Here is a 21,921-nt window from a genome sequence, read left to right as displayed (position 1 = left end):
CTTTAATATTCCCCTTGTATTTCAAGCATTTTTTTAATTTCTCTTAGCCTAATAAATTCTTCTTCTGTGACTTTTTCAATAAGTTCTGAGTCAGATAATGAAATCTGATCCGTTTTCTGGACAAAGTGATTCACAATTGACCATTCCTCCATAGCAACTGCGATATCTGCACGTAATACGTACGCTCTAAAATGAAGTAATGAAGATGCATCTTGAGCTTTTGAAAGCACTACATCTAGTACTTTTGCTGCACCAACTGGTTCATCTTTGGCATACATCATTCGGTAGGCAGCTTCGTAGGCAACTTCAAATTTGGAGGTCCCTTTTACGATTTGTCTATTCTCGGTATGCTTAGTTCCAATTAACAGACGGTTACCGGCAGGATCGATGAGATTAAATCTGCGATCTTCCAACAGGTCATTTGGTTTTGAAATTTTAGGAAATCCCTTAGTGGGGATTTTTCTGTACACATTTTTTAAATTCTCACTAAATTCCTTGTATACGGCATCCACATCTGGAACGTGTACGTAGCACATGCTGTAAGAATTTTCTGGATTCAGTTGCTTGAGTACAAAGAAATGTAGTTCTACGATTCTGTGGCGGACGCAAGCGTATAGGTTGGGTTTGGCTTGACGGTACGTCACTTCGAAACCTAATGCTTGGTAAAAATCCAGTTGTTCGTCTATAGATCTGCTGGGCAAAATGGGGATCGTGGTACCGGATTGTTTTGTTGACAAGAGTACAACCTCCTCGAAAAGTGGCTGATTAACATAATTACTCTCTTATCATAAAACACTCATGCAAATGCTAATGTTTTATTTATTATATCCCTTTTTTATAATGATAAGAGAGAAAAAGCCGTCATCTGGTTTAACGATTAAGTAAAGGATAAAAGGGGAAGCGAGATGAAAGGGATCGAGATAGCAAGGAAATTGAAGATAAGTACCAGCGCATTAAGGCATTATGAAGCTTGGGGACTTATTCCAAAGGTCGAAAGAGCGGCCAACGGGTATCGCAATTATACAAAGGAACATGAGGCTTATTTTGAGTGCATACGTGCAATGTACGCAGGTTTTGGAATGAATTTGGTCCGAGAGGTTATGCCACTCATCATAAATGGGGATATACTTAATGCTTTATGGCTGATTAATAAAGCTCAAGTTAACCTTCATGCAGAAAGGGAAGTCGCACAAAGAACTGTCGATATGCTTGATTTGAAAGAAATGACAGATCTCCCCAAGTACAGTTATAAAGATTCGTTTACAATCGGAGAGTTAGCTAAAGAAGCGAATGTGTCTACTTCTGCAATTCGGCATTGGGAGAAGGAAGGATTAATCAGACCTGAGCGAGACAAAGATAGTGGATTCCGTATATACAGTCCATCTGATATTCGCAAGGTATTTATTATTCGAACGGTTCAAAGAGTAGCTTACTCATTGGATATTGTTCGTGAGGTATTATCGGGGATTGATAATAATAGCATTGCTCAAATTAAGCAAATTGCTCATGAGTCTCTTCAATACATTGATAAAGCGTTGCTTGAGCAGGTACATGGTATAGGTTCTTTAAATAATCTTCTTAATGTAATCTCAAATAAAGAAGAAAAGTAGTAAGGAAATACTTGTATTCTAAGGTTAGATGGAGCAAACAGGTAATACAAAATTAGCAGTAAGGTTGGATTAACCTATTTGGACGATTACATAAAAACGTAGCCGCTTACTGTGATTGGTTGTTTTAAGTTATTAACGGTAGATCAACACATAATGTGCCTATTATTTTGCGGGAGGTTTTGTTTCAATGCAGTATCGTAAGCTGCGTTATGGTATTAGAAATGGGCTTACTCTGATTGATACTGCTGAAGAATATGGAGATGGGGGAGCGGAAAACGGGCAGGTTAGTTTAATGACAAAAAGGAACATGTATGATTTAGAAGTTTCCGAACGAAAAAGACAGCCGATCCTAATGTCGACTGCCTTCCGGAAATGATCATCATCAAATTCTCAAAGGGTTGATTCCTACAACTACCTTTTAGTGATCATCCACGTAACTCCGAATTGATCAATAATCTCTCCATAATAAGCACCCCATGGCTGAAGGGCAAAAGGATACTTGCTTTCTCCGCCTTCGCTTAGCTTGGCATAGGCCGCTCTCGCTTCAGCCTCATCATTATACGTTAATGAGAGACTGACACTCCGGTTATACGATACCGGCTCAAACACGTCGGACAGCATCAACGAATTCGTTCCCGCCACCGTGATCGCCAAGTGCATCACTTTATCCTTCATTGCCTCGGGCGCGCCGGGCGCATCCCCGTATGTACTGACAAACTGGATTTCCCCACCGAGTGCCTCGATATAGTATTTTGCCTGGCTTCTTGCATCCCCCGACATCAGATAAGCGTTCATTTGTGCTCCCATGATTGTTCAACAACCTTTCATCTGTTTTTTGTCTTACATTCATACGACGAATGCGTATCACTGAAATCGACACAGTCAAAAAAAATTTCTTGTTAAAAACCTTCTATCGACGTGCCTTCTTTGCAGCCAGACCACATTTGGCATTTTTCCCTTTAATTATTTATAAAATCATTCAGGCTCAGTATTGTCGGGACGGCTGAGGATGGGAGCAAGCGATCGAGCTGTGCAGGCAAGTTAGGCCGCAACTGGTGCTTATGGATGTTGAAATGCCGAACATCCCGTCCGATAAAAGAATCGTGGCCCAACATCCGGATTCTGATTTTCACCACGTTCGAGGATACCAAACAGGCTATGGAGGCAATGCGAAGCGGGGTGGATGGATACCTATTGAAGTCCATGCAGCCGTTAGAGCTGGCTGAAACGATTCGCACCGTCCACCGCGGGGGCACGCTGATCGATCAGGGCATGTCGCACAAATTATTTGCCCAACTGGAAGCGGACAATAGCGGCGATGACCATTCGTCAATCAAAGTCTCCTTGGCCTATGATTTATCACCGCGGGAACTTGAAATTTTACAATTCGTGTCCAAAGGGCTGCGATATAAAAGCATTGCTTCCGAATTGTATTTATACGATGGTACGGTTCGAAACTATGCGTCATCGGCTTATTTGAAACTGGGAGTCCGCAACCGTGAGGAAGCGGTGCTGAAAGCCAAGGAGGCTGGGCTTCTGGAATAACCTCAAGTTATGTATCCATTTCAATTTTTAAAGGCCATGGATACAGGCTAACTGGATTTCCAACCGTCAATATGTAAATACCGCCCTTCTCCCTAAAGGAAAGCGGCGGTATTTGTATATTGTACAATAGCTGAGCAAACGCCATAATATGAATTACTCCCCAAAGAAATTTCTGCATACATGCAAAATTCCCTCGGCGTAAGGAAAAGGGGCAATGTTGTTGTGGCATGACTTTGCCTCTGCCGTTGCATTCTGGAGAAGATATCCATGGGCAACCATCCGAAGCATCTCGATGTCATTTCCACTGTCACCGAAGGCCAATGTTTTGGAGAGGAGTACCTGACTATAATCCATCAGGAATTGCACAGCCGCTTTCTTTCCAGTTCCTGCGGGGATAAAATCGACATCATATGCGTTCTCCGGATCACCCGCCTTGGGATTGCAAATATTAATATTAATTCCGATCCCGTAATTTGCAGCCAGGTGCCTGATGATACTTATATCATATTGGGTTCTGGCTGCCGATACCGGATAATAATAGTAGTTCATTTTATATCCGGATTGACCAAATTGAGTCTGTTCGTGAAGGACAATGTTAAATGTTGATTTTAATTCGCTAATTAAATCTTCTACATCTCTTCGAGAGAATCCGGATGCCTGTATAATCTTTGCCCATGAAGGAACAGTGACCAGTTGTCCGTCAGGCTCGACTTCCCACATCTCTGTGCCCAGATTGCTCGCTATAAAATGGGGGAGCTGTGTCATACCGGCTATTTTCATTTTTGCTTGAATTTGCTGAACACTGCTTCCGGTGACCCAAGCTATCTTTACTTGATGATTTCTGGCAAGCTGCTGGAGGTATTTTTCCAGTTCGTACACCATGTTGAGTTGTTCAGGCAAACATTCATGCGGGTAATACGTTTCGTCAAAATCAAACAATATCAGATATTCGGTTACAGCGGGGGTATAGATGACTTCCATAAGTGTGACTCCTCCTACAGTTTGTTAACGATATCATAATTGCAGGGAACGTTCCCAGGTCAATACTTTAGATGAGGTGTTAATTTTGCCTACCATAATGGATATTTCACGTATAAGCGGTCTCTCCAAGTCGACGGTATCACGTGTGTTAAACGACCATCCTCATGTATCTGTTGAAAGCAGGCAAAAAGTACAGAGAGCCATTACGGAGCTGGGATATGTCCGCAATACGCAGGGGGTTCAGTTGCGTCTACAAGCCAGCAATCATATCGGTGTGCTTGTCCCGGATGTGGAGCATCCCTATTTCAGTCAGCTTGTTAGTGCATTAAGTCGATCTTTAGGCTCGATGGGGTATCAACTTGTCATCTATCAGACTGAATCATCCCCCGAGTATGAACGTGATGTGTATGCCCGATTGTTACGTCGAGAAATGGATGCCGTTGTTATTGCTCATTCCCATTTCTCGGAGAGAGAAATTAAAGAATATATAGGTTCTTACATTGGAATCATATGCAACGAAGCGATGGACGGAGAGTTTCTCGATGTCTTTCGATTGGATGAAGAAGATGCGGTCTTTCAAGCGACAGCCTATTTGCTGTCCAAGGGGCGCCGTCATCTATTCTTCTGTATGGATCATCTGACACTATTGCAAGAGAAAAGATGGAACGGGTTTCAACGGGCTCACCAACAATTCGGCCTTGCGTGTACGAAATCACAATGTTATATGGGTCTGGTGACTATGGAAGATGGTTATGCCTTGGGAGAACAATTATTTACTTCTGATCAATTGCCGGATGGAATGATAACAGGTAGTGACTTTGTAGCTACAGGTTTATTGAAAGCAGCAAAGCAAAAGGGGATATCCGTGCCTCAAGAAATGTCCGTCATCGGATTTGATAATCATCCTGTGGGATTGATGACTAATCCGGAACTGACCACATTAACCAATTGTGTTCCCGAAATGGCCAGGGATGTTACAGCATGTCTTACCCGGAGATTGAAGGGGATGCGATCTGCTCCTATAGCGAAAACCTACAAAACTTCGCTGATTATACGTAATTCTACTTAAAATAAGTGAAGTGAAAGACAAAGAAAAAAAGGGTAGTGAAATCCTCGTTGTGGTACTTGAATCTCTAGACAAAACGGAGCATTTCTAAATAAGAAAGATATTCAGTGGTTCTTTACGCTGAAGGAGTAGAGGGATGCGAGAACCGGAGATGCTTAAACTGGTGTCCAAGTTTATCTCAAATGAAGTTGCGTGAGTCATTTGAACAATACATTAAGACATTGCAGGTCCTTCGTCCCGGCGGATACCTCGCATTTTGGAACGCAGATCACGTATTTCCAGACGGTGGAGACCCTTCTTCCGTGAAATTCAAAACGATGAGATTGAGAAAAGCGGGCTGTATGGAAGAATGGAAACGCGACAAACTGTTCAACGAAATCCGAGTTCGTCTTAAAAGTCGTCCAGAAAAGTCGGTTTCCCGTCACTGGGGCGCTGTTCTCCATGTCGCCCGTCGAAAAGATTGACAATGTAGATAATCGGATCTTCATCGTCAGTATTCAAGAAATGAATATGATTCCCATCTGTGGTACTATTTCACTAGTAGCAAATAAGGTCCATTATAAATTCTAAGGAACAAAAACATATTAGGAGAGTGACATAGGCTATACAACCATACAAAATTCTTTCTGAGCTCCTGTCCCGAATCGAAGAAAATATTACTGGTACGAGCGAGACAGAATATCTGAACGATCTTCCAATCTCCACGGTTCACTTACGTCGACTTTTCAAGTTCGCTTTTGGCGTACCGCTGCAAAGCTATATCCGCTCTCGAAAGCTAGCCTTCAGCTTAGAAGATTTGATGCAAACTGAGAAGCGGGTTCTAGACATTGCCATCGAATGCGGTTATGAACATGAGCAAACCTACATACGTGCGTTTAAACGCGAATATGGGATAACGCCTGGTGAATGTAGGCAATCTGGCAAAAACATTCACTTATCGCTTGACGGTTTTGTAGAAGGGCGGAATGGTGAAATGGACATTGGCTGGGTTTCCTACGATGCTGATTTGGAGCGACATTGTCATTTGGGGGGCGTGGGACTTATCAGATGATGCACAGTTACTGGCAATCTGTGCCTTCGAACCCCTCAGCTTCGCACCATGAACGGAATCATGCCGAGTGGATCGAAAAGACAGCCAAATCATTTTTTCCACGACGCTGGAGAAAGTCGAATGGAATAATTCCAGACTCGTGAAAGAAGGAGTCAAGGAAGAGATCAATAACCTCAAACAGCAGCCAGGCAAGGATATGGGCCATCCTCGGCAGTCCTAGATTTGCACACCACCTTATGCAACTTGATTTGATTGATGAGTAAAATATTACGGTTTCTCCAGTCCTGATCGGTAAGGGAGTGCCGTTATTCCAAGGCCTCAAGGAGAAGATCAATCTTAAGCTAATCGAAAACAAGACCTTTGATTCTGGAGCCATAGGTCGTTTACAGACGGTAAGATGACCTTGTCACTTAAGCTGGTACGCTAACGGGAAACGATGACTTAAAAAGAAAGCAGTTGATCAAAATGATCGGCTGCTTTTGTTCAAGTAACGTACAGTTTAGTACAAAAATGGCTGATTCCTCCAAATGACGTTAGAATGGTTATAAACCATTATCAGAGGAGGTAATCCATGCTTGATATTAATCAAATTAAAGAGCTTATTCCCCATAGATATCCCTTTCTTATGGTCGATAGAATCTTAGAAATTGTTGAGGGAAAGAGAGCCGTTGGAATTAAAAATGTAACTTTCAATGAACCATATTTCTCTGGTCATTTTCCCGATTATCCCGTCATACCTGGAGTCTTGATTTTAGAAGCATTGGCACAGGTGGGTGGTATCGCTATGTCCAACGTAGAGAGCAATAACCATAAGATAGGATTACTGACGGGGATTGATCATTGTCGGTTCAAAAAGCAAGTAAAACCAGGGGATCAACTCCACCTTGAATTCGAAGTGATCCGAACCAAGGGACAAATTGTCAAAGGAATCGGCATCGCCAAGGTAAACTATGAATTGGTTTGTGAAGCAGAAATAATGTTTGCATTTCATTCTATTGAGGCTATAAACTAACAGAAATTGTAGCTTAATAAAGCCAAGAAAGCAGCTGATCAAAATGATCGGCTGCTTTTGTTCAACATACAGGCAGGAAACTTCCAGAATGTGTTAAGATATAACCGTGTAAGCAGGGGAATATGGGGAAGAAAATACGCCTGTTTAATCTCGATAAAAAGACCTTCAGGCAGGTGAGTAATATTCAAACAATATATGTTCGAGTACGACATTGGAGGGTGGAAAAATAGTTATTTAAAGAAAGGGGGCCTAATTTTGTTTGTTAGATACTTAAGGGGGGCTGGCAGTTCTTTATTGGTAGGTATACTGATTTATTTCCTTTCCGTCCCCATTCATAGTGAATACATCAAATTTCAACTTGGAATGATCACATTATACGTCTACGTTAGTTGTATATTGGGGATCGCCTTATATGCCATTCTCGTTAAATATAATAAAGAATCAAAGTTTTTCCTATGTTCCTTACTATATATACTTTTAGGAGGTATAGCATCTATAGGATACTGGCCGCTATTCTTTATTTTTATGGCAGGTTCTTTGGTGTTTTATTTAGTCCAATTTATACAAAACAAGAAGTTTTCTATAATAATGACACTTTCGGGGCCCATACTTTTAATAATACTCCTTTTCATTTACTGAATAATAAAGTGTGGGCTGTAGAACTATATCGATTATTCTGACAGGAAAATTGCTCTGCGGCAGCCACGGTAGCAATTCTTATTACGTTGGAACTGTTATAACTTTACATGAATTGGGGATAAGATATGAGTAGAGGAAAAATTGTATTTTTGAACGGAGTAACTAGTTCAGGAAAAACTTCTATAGTAGATGCTATCCAGTTAAACTCAGATGAGTTCTTTTACGTTGTTGCAAACGACCTTTTTGAAAATACAATTGGCGATAACTATCTTCGGGATGATTACTGGAAATATTTAAGTGATGCCATTATTATGATGTATCATACCGCCAAACTATTTTCTGACCATGGCAAAAATGTACTTATCGATGGCATTTTGGTAGAAAGACCTGAGTTAAAGCCTCATTATGAAAAAGTTAAGGAAATATTTGCTGGTTATCCCTTTCATATTGTTGAAGTGTTTTGTCCATTGGAAATTTGTCGCCAGAGAAATATTGAACGAGGAGATCGAACCGAAGATCAATCAGACTGGCAAAACGAAATTATGGCAAAAGATATACAGTATGACTGTACTGTCAACACACACATACATTCTTCAGAGGAATGTGCGGATTCCATTCTAAACTGTTTGTTTGGTAGATCCGAAGGTTAAGGACTTCAGCTAACGGGAAACGTTAGCTTAGAACGTCATGGAGCAGTTTGCCGGTTGGCAAGCTGCTCCATTTTTCGTTAAGCTGTTCAAATAAATCGAACGATATCTGCTTCCCGCGACAATATATAGTAAAGGCTGCAGAGAGGAGAGACTTATGGATGACAATGAACAATTCATAACTTTGGTTAAACTGTCGCGTGCGGGGAACCACGAAGCATATGGGGAAATCTATGAAAAGACAGTGCAGGACGTGTATCGCACCGTTCGTTTTTTGGTGAGGCATGCGAGCGATGCGGAGGACTTGGTGCAGGAAGTTTACATTCAGGCGTATCGCTCCCTGGAGAAATTTGATGTCCAGCGTCCGTTTCGCCCGTGGCTGATGGGCATTGCCATGCGTATCGTTCAGAACGATCGGCGAAAAAAACTGCTTCGTCTGCGCTTTAACGAGCGGGTGAACAAAACGGACACAGCCATGGAACAAGACTTTACAGGCGAATTGGTTAGCAAACTGGCCCATCGTCCGTTGCTTGAACAAGTACAGCGATTACCCTACAAACAGCGGCAAGTCATTACTCTCCATTATTTGAGCGAGTATACGCAGGAAGAGATTGCAACGATTCTGGATATTCCGCTTGGAACGGTGAAATCCCGCATCCATGCCGGATTGGGCAAGCTGCGTCAGAAGAAGCGCATTTTACAATTCATCGAAGGCAGAAAGGTGGAGGATTGGGGATGAAGGAATTGGAGAACGAATTACGCGAAGCATACAAGGATCAGACAGGTCAATGGACCGTGCCGACGGAAAGCAAGGAACGATTAATGCAGCAGATCGAAAAAAGAGTCAGTTCCATAAACAAAAGAAGAAGCAGCAGATGGATGGTTGCGGGCATCATTAGCATCGCCTTGTTAATCCCTACCGCTGCCTATGCAGGTTACACCTATTTGGCAGATGGCATCTATGGCAGTCAACAATCGGTTGCGGCGTTGGGCGTGACGGTAGAAGAGTATGCCCGGCTTGAAGCCAAATTGCAGGGCGCCAAGGCTCATTTTAGCAATGAAGATTACACCGCCTTTATGAGTCTGCTCCAGCAGTGGGGGAAAATTGCACTTGCTCAAGCCGGTCCGGATGGACAGCTGCATCCCGAGCAATGGGATAAAGGAGTCAGACAGCAGTACGAAGCATTGGCCGTGAAGTTAGAACCTTATTTTACTCAACTAGAGCAAGTTAGTTCACATGATATAAGGATGTCACATAACATCATCATGGGTGAAGAGCAGTTTTGGAAAGAACAGTTTGCCCAGGCCAAGGAAATGTTCAGTGCGGAAGACTATGCCGATTTCCAAGCTGTCTACGAGGAAATGAAGCGCATTGAAGCATTGACCGTAACCAGTGATGGCACCGTAAATGAAGAGCAACTGTCCGAGAAACAGCGTTCGGATTTAGACGAACTTACACAGCGCATTAGCGTTTATTTGAAGAGGCTGGGCCTTGAAATACGATAGGAAGGAATATACGGCCAACCCTATAGTCATCCTGTCGGACTAGAAGAACGAATACCCCTTTGTGATGAAATGGCGAAGATCCGCAAATGAGTCGGACGCTGCTGTCATGTTCAGACAAAGGGGTTTTGTTGTTGTCTTTATGTTCCATTTGGGAAAACCACTAAACTTTTAGACGGTATGATGCATCATATTTACCTCTTAGATGCCATGCATTCGTTACAGCCACTTTTCAGCCCACTGCTCGACAGCGCCTAATGCCCGCCCAAGCTCCGTACCCTTGCGCGTTAGCATATATTCGGTACGAACCGGGCGCTCTGTCACCACATGGCGAACGACGATCCCCTCTTCTTCAAGTTCCTTCATTCGGTCATTCAGCACACGCTTGCTCAGATCTGGAATATAAGCGTGTATTTCGCTGAAACGTTTGGGCTCTTCCATCAATGCGTGAATGATGAGGGCGACCCATTTTCGGCCAATGATCAGATAAGACTGTTCCACTTTTCCACATAGCTGATTGGCATTCTTATCATCACTCATAAACGTGCTCCTTTATTCAAAGTTTGGCTCTATATAGCATTAGTATACTTATTGTAACCAAGATGTCCACCGCGGAATGTGTCAAAAATCACATACAATTGTTAGTTTATATTACCAATTTAAGCGTTAACAACACTGAAAACCCTTGCTGGATCTGGGGTTCACAGTTTTGCCACGATTATTGACGAAATGTGACGACGGGTGTATTATGGGTTACGGCAATTCAAGTAGGTTACATTTTATAACCTGATCACTCGGGTTGTGGAGAGAAGGAATGTCAGATGTTTAAATTCAACCAAGGCACGAAACGGAGCGAAGGCGGGGCACATACCCACTAATTCCGTCTTTTGTCATGCTTGGATTTGAACATTTTGCAACATCATATACTATACTGCACAGAACACAGGAGGCACTTCAATGGACGCAATGACATTTGTCTTGTTTGGGGCAACTGGCGATTTGGCCAAGCGCAAAATTTATCCTGCTTTATACAATTTGTTCGTTGATCAGAAAATGCCGAAATCCTTCTCCGTGATCGGATTGGGGCGGCGTGAACTGTCGGATGTCGAGTTCCAGGGCAATGTTGAAAAATCGTTGCATACCTTTTCGCGCCAGACGCCGGAAGAAGAATCCGTCGTACGCGATTTTATCGGGGCGTTCCGTTACTGCTCGCTGAACAATACGAAGCCTGAAGATTATGTGAAGCTTCTGGAGCTTGTGGAGCAGCGTGAGAAGGAATTGAATATTCCGGAAAATCGCATGTTTTATATGTCGGTCGCTCCTGAGTTCTTCGAGCCAATCGCGGAGAACATTCAGCAAAGCGGTTTGGGCAACACCAAAGGCTGGAAGAAATTGATCATTGAAAAACCGTTTGGCCATGATCTGCAATCCGCACGCGAACTGAACGAGAAATTAAGCAGCACGTTTGCGGAAGAAGAAATTTACCGGATTGACCATTTCCTTGGCAAACCGATGGTGCAGAACATCGAAGTACTCGGTTATGCCAACCCGGTCATTCAGGCCTTGTGGTCGAACCGTTACATCGCGAACGTACAGATTACGGCAAGCGAAACGGTTGGCGTCGAGGAACGCGCAGCGTATTACGATCAAAGCGGCGCAACGCGCGACATGTTCCAAAACCATATGCTGCAAATACTGATGATGACGGCCCTGCACTTGCCGAAGCGCTGCACGCCTGATGAAATCCGCTTCAAAAAACGGAAAATCGTTGAATCGCTTCGTCCGCTGACGAAAGAAAAGATCGCTTCCCAAGTCGTGCGTGCACAATATGCTGCCGGCGAACTTCAAGGCGAATCCGTTGTAGGTTATTTGGACGAGCCTGGCGTTCCTGCCGGTTCCCAAAATGAAACTTACGTTGCCGCAAGATTGTGGATCGACGATCCGTTCTGGAGCGAAGTTCCGTTCTATATTCGCACAGGTAAACGCCTTGCGGAGAAATCGACGCGCATCGTCATTGAATTCAAAGAGCCGCTCAAAACGGGTCATGAATCGGAAAGAACATCCGATCCGAACCTGCTGACGATCGAAATCGGTCCAGGCGAGAGCATTTCCTTGCAGCTCAACGGGAAAAATCCGCTGCATCATGGCGAGGTGGAGCCGATTAACCTGACGTTCTCCTCCGGCAAGCGCAACATTCCTGAAGCTTACGAGAACCTCATTTATGATGCCATGCGCGGTGATTCCACATTCTTTGCGCATTGGAAAGAGGTGGAGCTGTCCTGGCAGTGGGTACAACCGATCCTGGAAGCCTTCCAGGAAGGAAGCATACCGCTGGATACGTATGCGGCAGGATCTCAAGGCCCTGAATCCGCAGATCGCCTGACGGCGGCAGACGGATTCCGTTGGTGGTAAGACGAAAAACCGAACCGTTAGAGGAAATTAGCTTTCATTTTACTGTTATATATTTAGAACATGCGTGTGATATAGCGATAAGTGGCTCCAAACGGCGAAAACGGCGAGTTTGTCATTTTTCTTTAATGCGTTGATAATGCCGTTTTCGCTTCCGGGCCCTTTAGATATAGAAAAAAATGTTGATAAAATAGGAGGAGTTTGGAATGAAACTTGGACTTATCGGACTTGGTAAAATGGGCTTGAACCTGGGCAGAAACTTGATCGACCATAAACATGAGGTTGTTGCCTTCGACCTGAACGAACAAGCTGTAGCAGAAATGAAAGAATACGGTGCACAAGGCGTATCTTCTTATGCAGATATGGTGGCATCCCTCGAATCCCCGCGCGTACTGTGGATCATGGTTCCACATAACGTGGTTGACGTTGTATTGAAAGAAGTTGCTCCGTTGCTGTCCAAAGGCGACATCATCATCGAAGCAGGCAACTCCCACTACAAAGAATCCATCCGTCGTTACGAAGAACTGAAACCGCAAGGCATTCACTATATGGACGCAGGAACATCAGGCGGTATGGAAGGCGCACGCAACGGCGCTTGTTACATGATCGGTGGAGATCCGGAAGCTTGGGAAATCGTTGAACCTGCGTTCCGCGACACTGCTGTGGAAAATGGGTACCTGTACGCCGGTAAAGCGGGCAGCGGGCACTTCCTCAAAATGGTGCATAACGGCATCGAGTACGGCATGATGGCTTCCATCGGCGAAGGTTTCGACGTTCTGGAGAAAAGCGACTTCGACTTCGACTTCGAAAAAGTGGCTCGCGTGTGGAACAACGGTTCCGTTATCCGTTCGTGGCTGATGGAATTGACGGAGCGTGCATTCTCCAAAGACGCTAACCTGGACGAAATCAAAGGGGTTATGCATTCTTCCGGTGAAGGCCGCTGGACGGTTGAAACGGCATTCGACCTGCAAACCGCTACCCCGGTTATCGCGTTGTCCCTGTTGATGCGTTATCGTTCCCTGGAAACAGATACGTTTACAGGTAAAGTCGTTGCGGCGCTTCGCAACGAATTCGGCGGACATGCTGTCGAAAAAAAATAATAGCATGAATGATTCCGTAACCTTGGGCCTATGAGCTGGCCTGTATAAGGGTTCGGACCGTGCGAAAAAAGTCTTGCCGGCAGCGAAGCTGCCCGCGAGGCTTTTTTGCGTTTGCCCGGCCTAGTCCTGTTGCTTGCGGTGAGATGAGGCATTGTCCTTCTTTTTCGGCCATGTCCTGCATAAGGATAACGTATACATTACAGCTCATCCTGCAGGGGAGGATTGCCCGATGATGAGAAGAAGAATGCGCTGGAGAAGCCGCAGGATAAGGAAACCACGAAAGCTGCCAAGCGGAAAGCGGCGCATATGGCTGATTATTTTGCTGGTATCGGTTTTTTGCGTGCTGCAGGGGTTTGCCTACGTCGAGAAAAAAATGAAGCCGCCAATCATGCATTTGGCCAAGATCCGGGTCAAGCAGATTGCGACGGAGGCGATTAACAGCGCGATCACCGCACAAGTGGCCGAAGGAAAAACAACGGAAGGGCTGATCGATTGGAAGACGGATCAAACCGGAAAAGTTTCGGGTTTCATGCTGAACTATGACGAACATATGCGCATCACCGCAAGTACGATGAACATCGTGCAGTCCACGCTGCAGAACATCCATATGTTGAAAGAAAAGATCCCTCTCGGCCAGGCGTTGGGAAGCCCCGTTCTGGCATCGTTCGGACCCAGCATTCCGCTCCGGGTAGAGCCTCAAGGCGCGGTCAAAGTCGACCTGAATACCCGCCAACAGAACGCGGGCATCAATATGATACTGGTCGAAGTATACATCCGCATTATTGCGGAAGTCGCGGTCGTTGTCCCGTTTGATATGGAACCCGAAACGGTGGATACGGAAATTCCGATTTCCTACCTGTTAGTCGTAGGGGATGTTCCCATGTACTACTACGATAACCAAGGAAGGCCTGTAGGAGATAACGGAAACGGTGCGCCTGCCATTGCCCTGCCGTCGGGCCAAGGCGGCGGCGTATCGGGCAGCGGAGGCGTGAGCACGCCTGTCGTGCCACAGCAGACTCTGCCTGGTGGACAACACGAGCCGCAGCCCGCGATTCCCGGCATGGAGGAGGAACTGCAGACGGACGCGGCGCATGAAAGCCATTAAAACAATGACAAACAGAACCTCATGATGGAAAGAAACAAACGGTTTCGTTCCACCGAGGTCCTGTTTGGTCGGTGCCTGCGCATCATTTATTTTTTTTGCCTGCTTTGATTTGGCGGTATTCTTCCTTCTCCCAATGATTCAACAGCGGATAGGGGTCGAACGACCACTCGGCAAGCCCGCTGTCCCTGTAAATGCCATAGTGAAGGTGGGGCGGAAATTTGCCTTGCGTGCCAGGTTTGCCGTAGCCTGAGCTGCCCACCCATCCAACGATCTGGCCTGGAGTAACGATTTGGCCGATATGCGTCTTTTTGTCGAAACCGGACAAGTGCGCGTAATAATGATAATGGTTGTTCAAGTCCCGGATGCCGATCCTCCAGCCCCCGAACGGATTCCAGCCTTTGACTTCCACGATCCCGTAACAGGTGCTGCGAACAGGGAGACCATAAGGCGCGAAAATGTCGGTTCCTTCATGGATTCGGTAGCCGCCCCAACTGCGCTTCGTTCCCCAGGTGCTGCGATAGGAATAATTGGTACCGAGGGGCACGGGAAAGGCGTGCGCAAACAGGTCCAGCGTATCGAAATGCTCATACAGCTTGGCGAATTGCTGGATCCGCTGCACGGCGCGGGAATTGTGGTAATACTCCCATAGGGCGATGTTGAAATCCTCCTGCCGGTTTCCGTGCTTTCGAATAAATTCAGCCATGCTGTACAACACGTCGACATCGTTATTGGCGTCGGCCATACCGTCGCCGGAGCCGTCGCGCCCGTAACCGCCGAAGACCAGGATCGATTGCGGCTTCTGATCCGTTTCATCCGGATTCAGCCAGCCTCTCCAGGCCGGAGACGTCATGAATATGCCTGTCAGCCGCTCCGGGTGTTTGCGGTCCTTCGGATGAGCTCGGGTGAGCGTTCGCTCATACTGATCGATTGCGGCGAGCCTGTACCACGGAATGTCGGTCATTTGGCCGATGCTTTCGTACAAATGCCTTCTTTCGGCAAAAATTTCCGCAGGCTTCAATTCCTTAAGTTGCGGCCTTGGTTCGGGTGCTGCGGGTTTGGCGTAGGTTCGCACGGACAAACCAGGAATTAGCAGCAGGACGGCAAAACCGATGTAGATCCAGCGATGACGGTATAATCGCGCGTTCAAACGCTTTTTCACGGTAGAAGCTTCCTCCTTTCCGTCTGAATCGCACTTTTTCGTAGCGTTCTACAAAAGCGTGAATTTTATCCCATTTGGGGCCGAATCGGACAAGATGTGACAAATGGGAGTTTTTCCAACGCTTTCATGGTATAATATGTTCCGAGAACAGCCTAACTTCAGTAGAAAGAAGGTTTATACATTGGCTAAACGTGTTAAGGAGCCGAAACCGGACTGGATTCGGATCAAATTGACAACCGGCGATAATTATCAGGAAATCAAAAACATGATGCGTTCCAAAACCTTACATACGGTATGTGAGGAAGCGAGGTGCCCGAACATTTACGAATGTTGGGCCAATCGAACGGCCACTTTTATGATTTTGGGCGACATCTGCACACGGGCATGCCGGTTCTGCGCGGTAAATACCGGCTTGCCGACGGAGCTCGATTTGCAGGAACCTGAACGGGTAGCGGAAGCAGCCGAGCAGATGAATCTGCAGCATTGCGTCATCACCAGCGTGGCGCGGGACGACTTGAAGGATGGAGGGGCATCCATTTTTGCAGAAACGGTCAAAGCCGTGCGTCGGCGTCTGCCGCTCTGCAGCGTGGAAGTGCTTATTCCTGACTTTATGGGGGATCGCGACTCCTTGAAAATCGTCATGGATGCGAAGCCGGACATTCTGAATCACAATATTGAAACGGTTGAACGCCTGTCGGATAAGGTCCGGGCAAAGGCCAAATACAAACGGTCTCTGGAGCTGCTGGCACGCGCCAAAGAAATGCAGCCCAACATCCCGACCAAATCGAGCATTATGCTTGGCGTAGGCGAAGAATATGATGAAATTTTGCAAACGATGGACGACCTGCGGGCTGTGGATTGTGATATCATGACGATAGGGCAGTATTTGCAGCCGTCAGAGAAGCATTTGTACGTGGAAAAATACTATCCGCCGGAAGAATTTGCGGCCTTGAAACAGGAAGGCTTGAAGCGCGGTTTCAGCCACGTCGAATCCGGCCCAATGGTGCGCAGCTCCTATCATGCCCATGAGCAAGTCAAATCTGCGACGAAGCATACGGAGCAAGCGGCAACACTCGCATGATGGAGGATACAGGCTTGGAAGAACAGAAAAGCATGGTGCCCGAGCAGGAGCAGATCCAGGATCAAATTCAGGAAAAGCCCGAAGAGCGGCCCAAGGAAAAAGTGATCGTACAGGTCGGCAACAAAAATTACGAGATCGTGCAGAACCATAAAAACGGCTGGAATCCCGAGGTGTTTCGCGATCGTTACAGCGAAGTGCTGGAGCGTTACGACTATATCGTCGGGGACTGGGGATACAGCCAGCTGCGCTTGAAGGGATTTTACCGGGACAACCATCCCAAGGCCAACAAGGACTCTGCCATTTCGCATATGGTCGATTACATTAATGAATACTGCAATTTCGGTTGTGCATATTTCGTGCTGCAAAAGAGCAAGGATCAGCCACCGAAAGCCAAAAGCGGCTCCTGAACAGGGCCGCTTTTTGGTTTGCTTATTATTGGGGGTGCTGTTGGTTCGACAGGTGCCCGAAGTGTTTTGGCAGGGCTAGTCCAAAAATGCAGTACGTACCCGGCTCCAGAACGGATAGGGACGGAAACGCGCAAAGCTTACCTTTTGGCTGGATACTTGACAGCGTACCGAAATCAAATCCTCAACCATCACGTTGACATGATCGATCGTCAGCAGCAAACGCTGTTCTTTTCGCGAAAAAATGTCGCAGTGGTGATGTTTGGGCAAAATGATGGGCGAACCGAGCGTCCGGTAGACCCTGTTATTGATCGAAGCGATCTCCGCGATTTGAATCGCATCAATGGTGGGATGAACCATGGCGCCTCCAAGCGCCTTGTTGTAGGCCGTACTGCCTGACGGCGTGGATACGCAGATTCCATCACCCCGAAACATCTCGAAGGTAACGTCATTGATGTCCACCTGCGCGACGACCGTGCCGTCCACGCCTTTGAGCGTGAATTCGTTCAAGGCAATGTACGAGGCGTTGCCGGATTTTTTGCGAATTTCGAGCTCGAGCAGTGGATATTGCACAATGCGGGGCTTGAGAAGTTCCGGGTCTCCTTTGCCGCTCATCAAATCAATCAGTTCGCGCAGCTCATCCTTCTTCCAATCGGCATAAAACCCGAGATGGCCTGTATGGACTCCGACAAAGGCGATTTCCGGAATCCGGTCGATAAAGTTGTGAAAGGCCTGCAGCATGGTTCCGTCTCCGCCAATGGAAATGACGATCTGCGGGGATTCTGCATCAAGCTTGAATCCGGCTTCTTTGGCCAGCGCGTGGAACTGCTGACTCAGTTCAATCGATAACTGGTCTCCGCGGTCTTGAACATAGTATCTCAAGATGAAAGCTCCTTTGTGGTCATTATATTACCGATGATAATCAATTCCACGGAAGAACACAACGTTTAGCGGAAACTAAATGACGAAATGGTGACGAAGGGGCCTACCTTTCGATGCGACGAGGCAGGAACCGCGAACACATGAAAGAGATGCTTAGCATAAACAGTATCATGCCTGCAAGCACGCCGATCCCGGAAAACAGGATCAAGGACCAGTCCGCCCTATAGATGCTTTGCCCGGAAATCACGCCCGACGGATGGAACACGGATTGCGTCAAACTTCCCGTGATGGGCGACCATAACAGAAGAACGAGTACGGGTGCAATCAACGCGTGAATAACCCGAGCGAGCAGGAAAGGACCGTACCTGAGCGGAGTGTGGCTGAGCACGCTCATAATCTGGGCATGAACGGATAACCCGCCCCAGGACAGTACAAACGCGGCGGCTGCCACTTTATACGGAAGGGGGACTGCCGAGCCGGCAGCTCCCGCTTCTTTGGCACCCAAGGTGACTTCGAACAATCCGCCGACAAGGCTGTGGGAAACGGCAGAAGGCAGGCCGGCAAGCTGAAGCAAATGTTCGGTAAACCGGTACAATTGACCGAGTGCCCCTGTCTGGACCAGAAGCTCCATGATGACCGAAAAGAATACAACCAGCCCGCCGACGATAATAATAAGGCGGAGGGAAGATGCGACCGCCTGACGCAGCAGTTCCCCCAGCGGTCGCCCATCTGCCAGGCGTGCTTCATGCATGGCCCGAATGGCCCTTGCGACCCTGTTTTTCCGCCGTTCACCGGAGGAGAGGACATGCGCATCCGATGCGGGAGCCGATGGAATCGTGCCTGAGGAGCCGTGAAAGCGCATGAGCACGCCGACAATGAATGCGGAAGCGTAGTGGGCGATTACCAGCACAGGAGCAATGGCCGCGTTGTGGAAAAAACCGACCGATACAGCCCCGATCATAAAGATCGGATCGGATGATGTTGTAAAAGAGACCAGACGTTCGCCCTCTTCGCGCGTAACCAGCTTTTGTTCATACAGCTGTGCCGTAAGTTTGGCTCCTGTCGGATATCCGGAGGCGCAGCTGACTGCAAATACGAATCCTCCGCTTCCCGGCACGCGAAACAGCGGCCGCATCAACGGATTAAGCATCGTGCCAAGAAAATGAACGATGCCGAATCCGAGCAACAGCTCGGACAGCACCAGAAACGGGAATAAGGAAGGGAACAACACGTCCCACCAGATTGAGAGTCCGCGCACTCCCGCATGCCAGGTTTCGGCTGGGAACATGGCCATCAGTCCACACATCAGGAGCAGCGCAAAGGCAATCATTGCGGGAATCCACTTTTGGGTTGCGGCCATAAAGTTCTCCTTTTTTAGTTTGGAATGAAGGCGGAAATCAACAAAAGCTCGTCTCTCCGATAATATGAAACGGCAGGGACAAACAGTACCATTTTCATAAAGAAAACGCTTGCATAAATGGCTGTATTTTTAAACGATGTATGCTAAAATGAACCCAACGCCTATACGTCACCCAATTGTCCAGACGGTGGAATTCAGAACGGATGGAGCGATGATGATGAGCCTTGTCATGGGAATCTTGGTTTGCGCATTTGTGTATGTAATCCGAGCCTCTCTGGTCCCTTCCGAGGAAGAGGACTGGAGAAGCTATTAAATCGAGTGATGCACCAAACTTCGGTTTGGTGCTTTTTTTGTTTACGTTAGGCGGCGTCTATATAAACGCAAAAAACAAACACACGTTAACGGAGAGGCAGAACCAATCTGGAGAAGCGAAGCGGTCGCTTAAAAGCTTTCTGAAAGAAAGCTGCATCGGAAGCATAGGCTTATCACCGGATGTTCCCTTAGAAAAGGGGAATAAAAAAATCTGAGGATAACAGCGATCGGAAGATGGTACTGCACTCGCAGAGGCCTTGTGTGATTGATTCGTGTGGTTTATATAGCGGATAAATTGAAGGAAAGCTATGTCATGTTAGATAGGAGTTTTGGGATTTTTTTGATAGAATGAGGTTTAGGTCAACTGCAGCCTGAGCCTTACGAGTCATGCAGGTATTGTTAAGATTAAGCATAGGAGTGTAATAAATGCCAAAATTCGACACGATCAAAGCAGGTTTTGCCCAATGAACCCAGGACAAAGTATTTATGACAACCTTGGCGGTGAGCAGGGCGTTCGTGCTCTGGTCGAAGCGTTCTATCCCATTGTGCAGCAAAACGAACAGCTGGCCCCTCTGTTTCCTGAGGATATCAGACCGGTCATGGAGAAACAATTTATGTTTTTATCGCAATTTTTTGGCGGGCCTGCTCTGTTTTCCGAAGCATATGGTCATCCGATGATGCGTGCCCGCCATATGGGGTTTGAAGTGACGGTGCAGCGGGCAGAGGCTTGGCTCGCTTGCATGGATCAAGCATTGACACAGATTGGTGTGGAAGAGCCGCTGCATTCCTTTATTCTCCAACGTTTGTCGGGGCCGGCTTACCATTTCGTAAATACGCCTTAGCCTGCTATCAGGCATTCGGAGAGGAGTGGAGAAAGTGGATCTGGAACTGGAACCTCTGTATAAAGTGAAAATCACATGCAATTATTGCGAGCATGTATTCGAAACCTCGCGGGTAAGACCGAGTTTGAAGCGGCCTTACCGTTCAGATTCCGATTTTTGCGCCTATTATAAAAAAGAAAACCCGGATTTCTACGTCGTGCGCATATGCCCGGAGTGCGGATTCGCCTCGACGGAAAATTCCACCGAAAAGCTGAGCGATCTGCAGAAGAAAAACTTTATGGATCAGGTCGGCAGCCGTTGGGAAAAACGCGATTACAGCGGACCGCGCACGCTGGCTAACGCCTTGGAAACGTACAAGCTTGGGTTATTATGTGCTCAGGCCATCAAAGAGAAGGACAGGGTCATTGCCGGGTTGCTCCACCATATCGCCTGGTTATACCGGTATCGGGAAGATCATGAACAGGAGCGCCGTTTTCTGGAATTCAGCCTGGATGCCTACGTCAAGGTATTCGAAATGGAAGGCGCGGGCAGCAATGAAGCAAGGTTGCTCTACCTGATCGGTGAGCTGAACCGGAGAATAGGCCGTTTTCATGAAGCGGTCAAATGGTTCGGCCGGGTGATCCATGATAAGCGTATCACGGATGCGGCCATGATTCGCGCGTCAAGGGAACAGTGGGCGCTGCTTCGCGAACAGATGATTTCCGGACAGATGGAATTGCCCGAGGAAATGCTCGAAGCAGACAAAGAGGCTGCGAAGCGCAGCCCCTTGTAGGCAAATCTGGATTATGCTTTGCGAAGCGGAGAGCTGGCAAGAAGATAGTCGGCATCATTGTCGACGATGGTCATGCTGCCGTTGCAGCAGGGCAGGACGAGCAGCTTCTTTTTGCCTTCCCGGATGCGAACAAGCTCCTTCGGTTTCAAGGGAAGCAGCACATTGTGCGCGTTGCAGAACGGGCATTGCGGCATATAGATATCGCCCATAACGATGTCGTAGGGCCAGCTGTTTTCGAAAGGAATCATTGCTGATCGCCTTCCGAAGAAGATGGTTTGGGAGTGCTTGCTTCCGTCTTTGCCAATTCCGCGATTTTTTGCAACAGGATATGCTGCGGCATATGCATCAAGTGCTCGAGCGGTACGCCGAGAGATTCCGCTAATTTGACGGCAGTGTCTGCCGATATTTGCAAAGGTTTCATCTAATATAACCTCCTGAGTG

Annotated in this window: 23 protein-coding genes and 3 pseudogenes; 17 read left to right on the top strand and 9 right to left on the bottom strand. The window is 46.9% G+C overall.

Translation table 11 applies throughout. From position 1 onward, the window contains the following. Positions 1-2: 2 nt before the first annotated feature. On the bottom strand, positions 3-737 hold the full coding sequence (locus tag L6H98_RS09950) for a VOC family protein (RefSeq protein WP_236414748.1): 735 nt from the start codon (positions 735-737) through the stop codon (positions 3-5). Positions 738-905: 168 nt separating this feature from the next. Between L6H98_RS09950 and L6H98_RS09945 the strand changes: the two genes are divergently transcribed. After that, complete coding sequence (locus L6H98_RS09945; RefSeq protein WP_236414747.1) at positions 906-1,610, top strand: MerR family DNA-binding transcriptional regulator; 705 nt, start codon at positions 906-908, stop codon at positions 1,608-1,610. 187 nt (positions 1,611-1,797) lie between these two features. Next, entirely contained in the window at positions 1,798-1,986 is a 189-nt protein-coding gene (locus tag L6H98_RS09940; protein WP_236414746.1) for a hypothetical protein, read from the top strand. A 35-nt stretch (positions 1,987-2,021) separates the two neighbouring features. On the opposite strand, the gene L6H98_RS09935 is transcribed toward L6H98_RS09940, so the two are convergent. After that, a complete protein-coding gene (locus L6H98_RS09935) occupies positions 2,022-2,417 on the bottom strand; it encodes a VOC family protein (protein WP_236414745.1) in 396 nt (131 codons plus the stop codon). Between the two features lie 177 nt (positions 2,418-2,594). Between L6H98_RS09935 and L6H98_RS09930 the strand changes: the two are divergent. Then, a pseudogene (locus tag L6H98_RS09930) lies at positions 2,595-3,155 on the top strand (response regulator transcription factor); the annotation flags it as partial. 153 nt (positions 3,156-3,308) lie between these two features. Here L6H98_RS09930 and L6H98_RS09925 read toward each other — a convergent pair. Continuing rightward, the gene (locus tag L6H98_RS09925; protein ID WP_236414743.1) at positions 3,309-4,136 is read right to left on the bottom strand and encodes an HAD-IIB family hydrolase; all 828 of its coding nucleotides are present in this window, start codon (positions 4,134-4,136) and stop codon (positions 3,309-3,311) included. An 85-nt stretch (positions 4,137-4,221) separates the two neighbouring features. Between L6H98_RS09925 and L6H98_RS09920 the strand changes: the two genes are divergently transcribed. The 7 genes and pseudogenes from L6H98_RS09920 (at position 4,222) to L6H98_RS09895 (ending at position 10,057) form a co-directional block, all read left to right on the top strand. Next, a complete protein-coding gene (locus tag L6H98_RS09920; protein ID WP_236414742.1) occupies positions 4,222-5,205 on the top strand; it encodes a LacI family DNA-binding transcriptional regulator in 984 nt (327 codons plus the stop codon). Between the two features lie 601 nt (positions 5,206-5,806). Next, positions 5,807-6,106 (top strand): annotated as a pseudogene (locus tag L6H98_RS31385) (helix-turn-helix transcriptional regulator); the annotation flags it as partial. Between the two features lie 69 nt (positions 6,107-6,175). Beyond that, a pseudogene (locus L6H98_RS09915) lies at positions 6,176-6,654 on the top strand (dihydrofolate reductase family protein). A 170-nt stretch (positions 6,655-6,824) separates the two neighbouring features. Beyond that, on the top strand, positions 6,825-7,265 hold the full coding sequence (gene fabZ / locus L6H98_RS09910; protein ID WP_236414741.1) for a 3-hydroxyacyl-ACP dehydratase FabZ: 441 nt from the start codon (positions 6,825-6,827) through the stop codon (positions 7,263-7,265). A 764-nt stretch (positions 7,266-8,029) separates the two neighbouring features. After that, positions 8,030-8,554 carry an AAA family ATPase gene (locus tag L6H98_RS09905; protein WP_236414740.1) on the top strand — a complete coding sequence of 175 codons (525 nt, stop codon included), beginning with the start codon at positions 8,030-8,032 and terminating at the stop codon, positions 8,552-8,554. A gap of 154 nt (positions 8,555-8,708) precedes the next feature. Next, positions 8,709-9,290, top strand: a complete 582-nt coding sequence (locus L6H98_RS09900; protein WP_236414738.1) for a sigma-70 family RNA polymerase sigma factor — start codon at positions 8,709-8,711, stop codon at positions 9,288-9,290. Next, complete coding sequence (locus tag L6H98_RS09895; RefSeq protein WP_236414736.1) at positions 9,287-10,057, top strand: DUF3600 domain-containing protein; 771 nt, start codon at positions 9,287-9,289, stop codon at positions 10,055-10,057. Before L6H98_RS09900 ends, L6H98_RS09895 begins: the two co-directional genes overlap by 4 nt. Positions 10,058-10,273: 216 nt before the next feature. Here L6H98_RS09895 and L6H98_RS09890 read toward each other — a convergent pair whose 3' ends face one another. Then, entirely contained in the window at positions 10,274-10,594 is a 321-nt protein-coding gene (locus tag L6H98_RS09890) for a helix-turn-helix domain-containing protein (protein ID WP_236414734.1), read from the bottom strand. 417 nt (positions 10,595-11,011) lie between these two features. On the opposite strand from L6H98_RS09890, the gene zwf reads away from it, so the two are divergent. The 3 genes from zwf (at position 11,012) to yunB (ending at position 14,668) form a co-directional block, all read left to right on the top strand. Beyond that, positions 11,012-12,466, top strand: coding sequence for a glucose-6-phosphate dehydrogenase (zwf, locus tag L6H98_RS09885; protein ID WP_236414733.1), 1,455 nt, complete (start codon positions 11,012-11,014; stop codon positions 12,464-12,466). Between the two features lie 203 nt (positions 12,467-12,669). Then, on the top strand, positions 12,670-13,563 hold the full coding sequence (gene gnd, locus L6H98_RS09880) for a phosphogluconate dehydrogenase (NAD(+)-dependent, decarboxylating) (RefSeq protein WP_236414732.1): 894 nt from the start codon (positions 12,670-12,672) through the stop codon (positions 13,561-13,563). 232 nt (positions 13,564-13,795) lie between these two features. Further along, positions 13,796-14,668 (top strand): sporulation protein YunB, encoded by an 873-nt coding sequence (gene yunB / locus L6H98_RS09875; RefSeq protein ID WP_236414881.1) that lies wholly within the window; start codon positions 13,796-13,798, stop codon positions 14,666-14,668. Between the two features lie 82 nt (positions 14,669-14,750). Here the strand turns inward: yunB and L6H98_RS09870 are convergent, their stop codons facing one another. After that, positions 14,751-15,827 (bottom strand): M23 family metallopeptidase, encoded by a 1,077-nt coding sequence (locus tag L6H98_RS09870; protein ID WP_236414731.1) that lies wholly within the window; start codon positions 15,825-15,827, stop codon positions 14,751-14,753. A gap of 181 nt (positions 15,828-16,008) precedes the next feature. Between L6H98_RS09870 and lipA the strand changes: the two genes are divergently transcribed. Together lipA and L6H98_RS09860 are read left to right on the top strand one after the other, a co-directional pair. After that, positions 16,009-16,908, top strand: a complete 900-nt coding sequence (gene lipA, locus L6H98_RS09865) for a lipoyl synthase (protein ID WP_236414730.1) — start codon at positions 16,009-16,011, stop codon at positions 16,906-16,908. A 14-nt stretch (positions 16,909-16,922) separates the two neighbouring features. Next, positions 16,923-17,315 (top strand): YutD family protein, encoded by a 393-nt coding sequence (locus L6H98_RS09860; protein ID WP_236414729.1) that lies wholly within the window; start codon positions 16,923-16,925, stop codon positions 17,313-17,315. Positions 17,316-17,390: 75 nt separating this feature from the next. Here the strand turns inward: L6H98_RS09860 and L6H98_RS09855 are convergent, their stop codons facing one another. Together L6H98_RS09855 and ylbJ are read right to left on the bottom strand one after the other, a co-directional pair. Further along, positions 17,391-18,194: an NAD kinase gene (locus L6H98_RS09855; RefSeq protein ID WP_236414728.1), complete on the bottom strand. Its 804-nt coding sequence runs from the start codon at positions 18,192-18,194 to the stop codon at positions 17,391-17,393. Between the two features lie 103 nt (positions 18,195-18,297). Next, complete coding sequence (gene ylbJ / locus L6H98_RS09850; RefSeq protein ID WP_236414727.1) at positions 18,298-19,554, bottom strand: sporulation integral membrane protein YlbJ; 1,257 nt, start codon at positions 19,552-19,554, stop codon at positions 18,298-18,300. Positions 19,555-20,330: 776 nt separating this feature from the next. Here ylbJ and L6H98_RS09845 point away from each other — a divergent pair. Both L6H98_RS09845 and L6H98_RS09840 read left to right on the top strand, forming a co-directional pair. Continuing rightward, positions 20,331-20,708: a globin gene (locus L6H98_RS09845; protein ID WP_236414726.1), complete on the top strand. Its 378-nt coding sequence runs from the start codon at positions 20,331-20,333 to the stop codon at positions 20,706-20,708. 40 nt (positions 20,709-20,748) lie between these two features. Beyond that, complete coding sequence (locus L6H98_RS09840) at positions 20,749-21,480, top strand: DUF2225 domain-containing protein (RefSeq protein WP_236414880.1); 732 nt, start codon at positions 20,749-20,751, stop codon at positions 21,478-21,480. Positions 21,481-21,491: 11 nt separating this feature from the next. On the opposite strand, the gene L6H98_RS09835 is transcribed toward L6H98_RS09840, so the two are convergent. Together L6H98_RS09835 and L6H98_RS09830 are read right to left on the bottom strand one after the other, a co-directional pair. Next, positions 21,492-21,728 carry a hypothetical protein gene (locus L6H98_RS09835; RefSeq protein ID WP_236414725.1) on the bottom strand — a complete coding sequence of 79 codons (237 nt, stop codon included), beginning with the start codon at positions 21,726-21,728 and terminating at the stop codon, positions 21,492-21,494. After that, entirely contained in the window at positions 21,725-21,901 is a 177-nt protein-coding gene (locus tag L6H98_RS09830) for a YycC family protein (RefSeq protein WP_236414722.1), read from the bottom strand. Before L6H98_RS09830 ends, L6H98_RS09835 begins: the two co-directional genes overlap by 4 nt. Between the last annotated feature and the right edge of the window lie 20 nt (positions 21,902-21,921).

Source organism: Paenibacillus sp. JJ-223 (assembly GCF_927798175.1).
Classification (GTDB): Bacteria; Bacillota; Bacilli; order Paenibacillales; family Paenibacillaceae; genus Paenibacillus; species Paenibacillus hubeiensis.
Note: the sequence above shows the minus strand (reverse complement) of the source record. Positions and strands in the feature narration are given on the sequence as shown.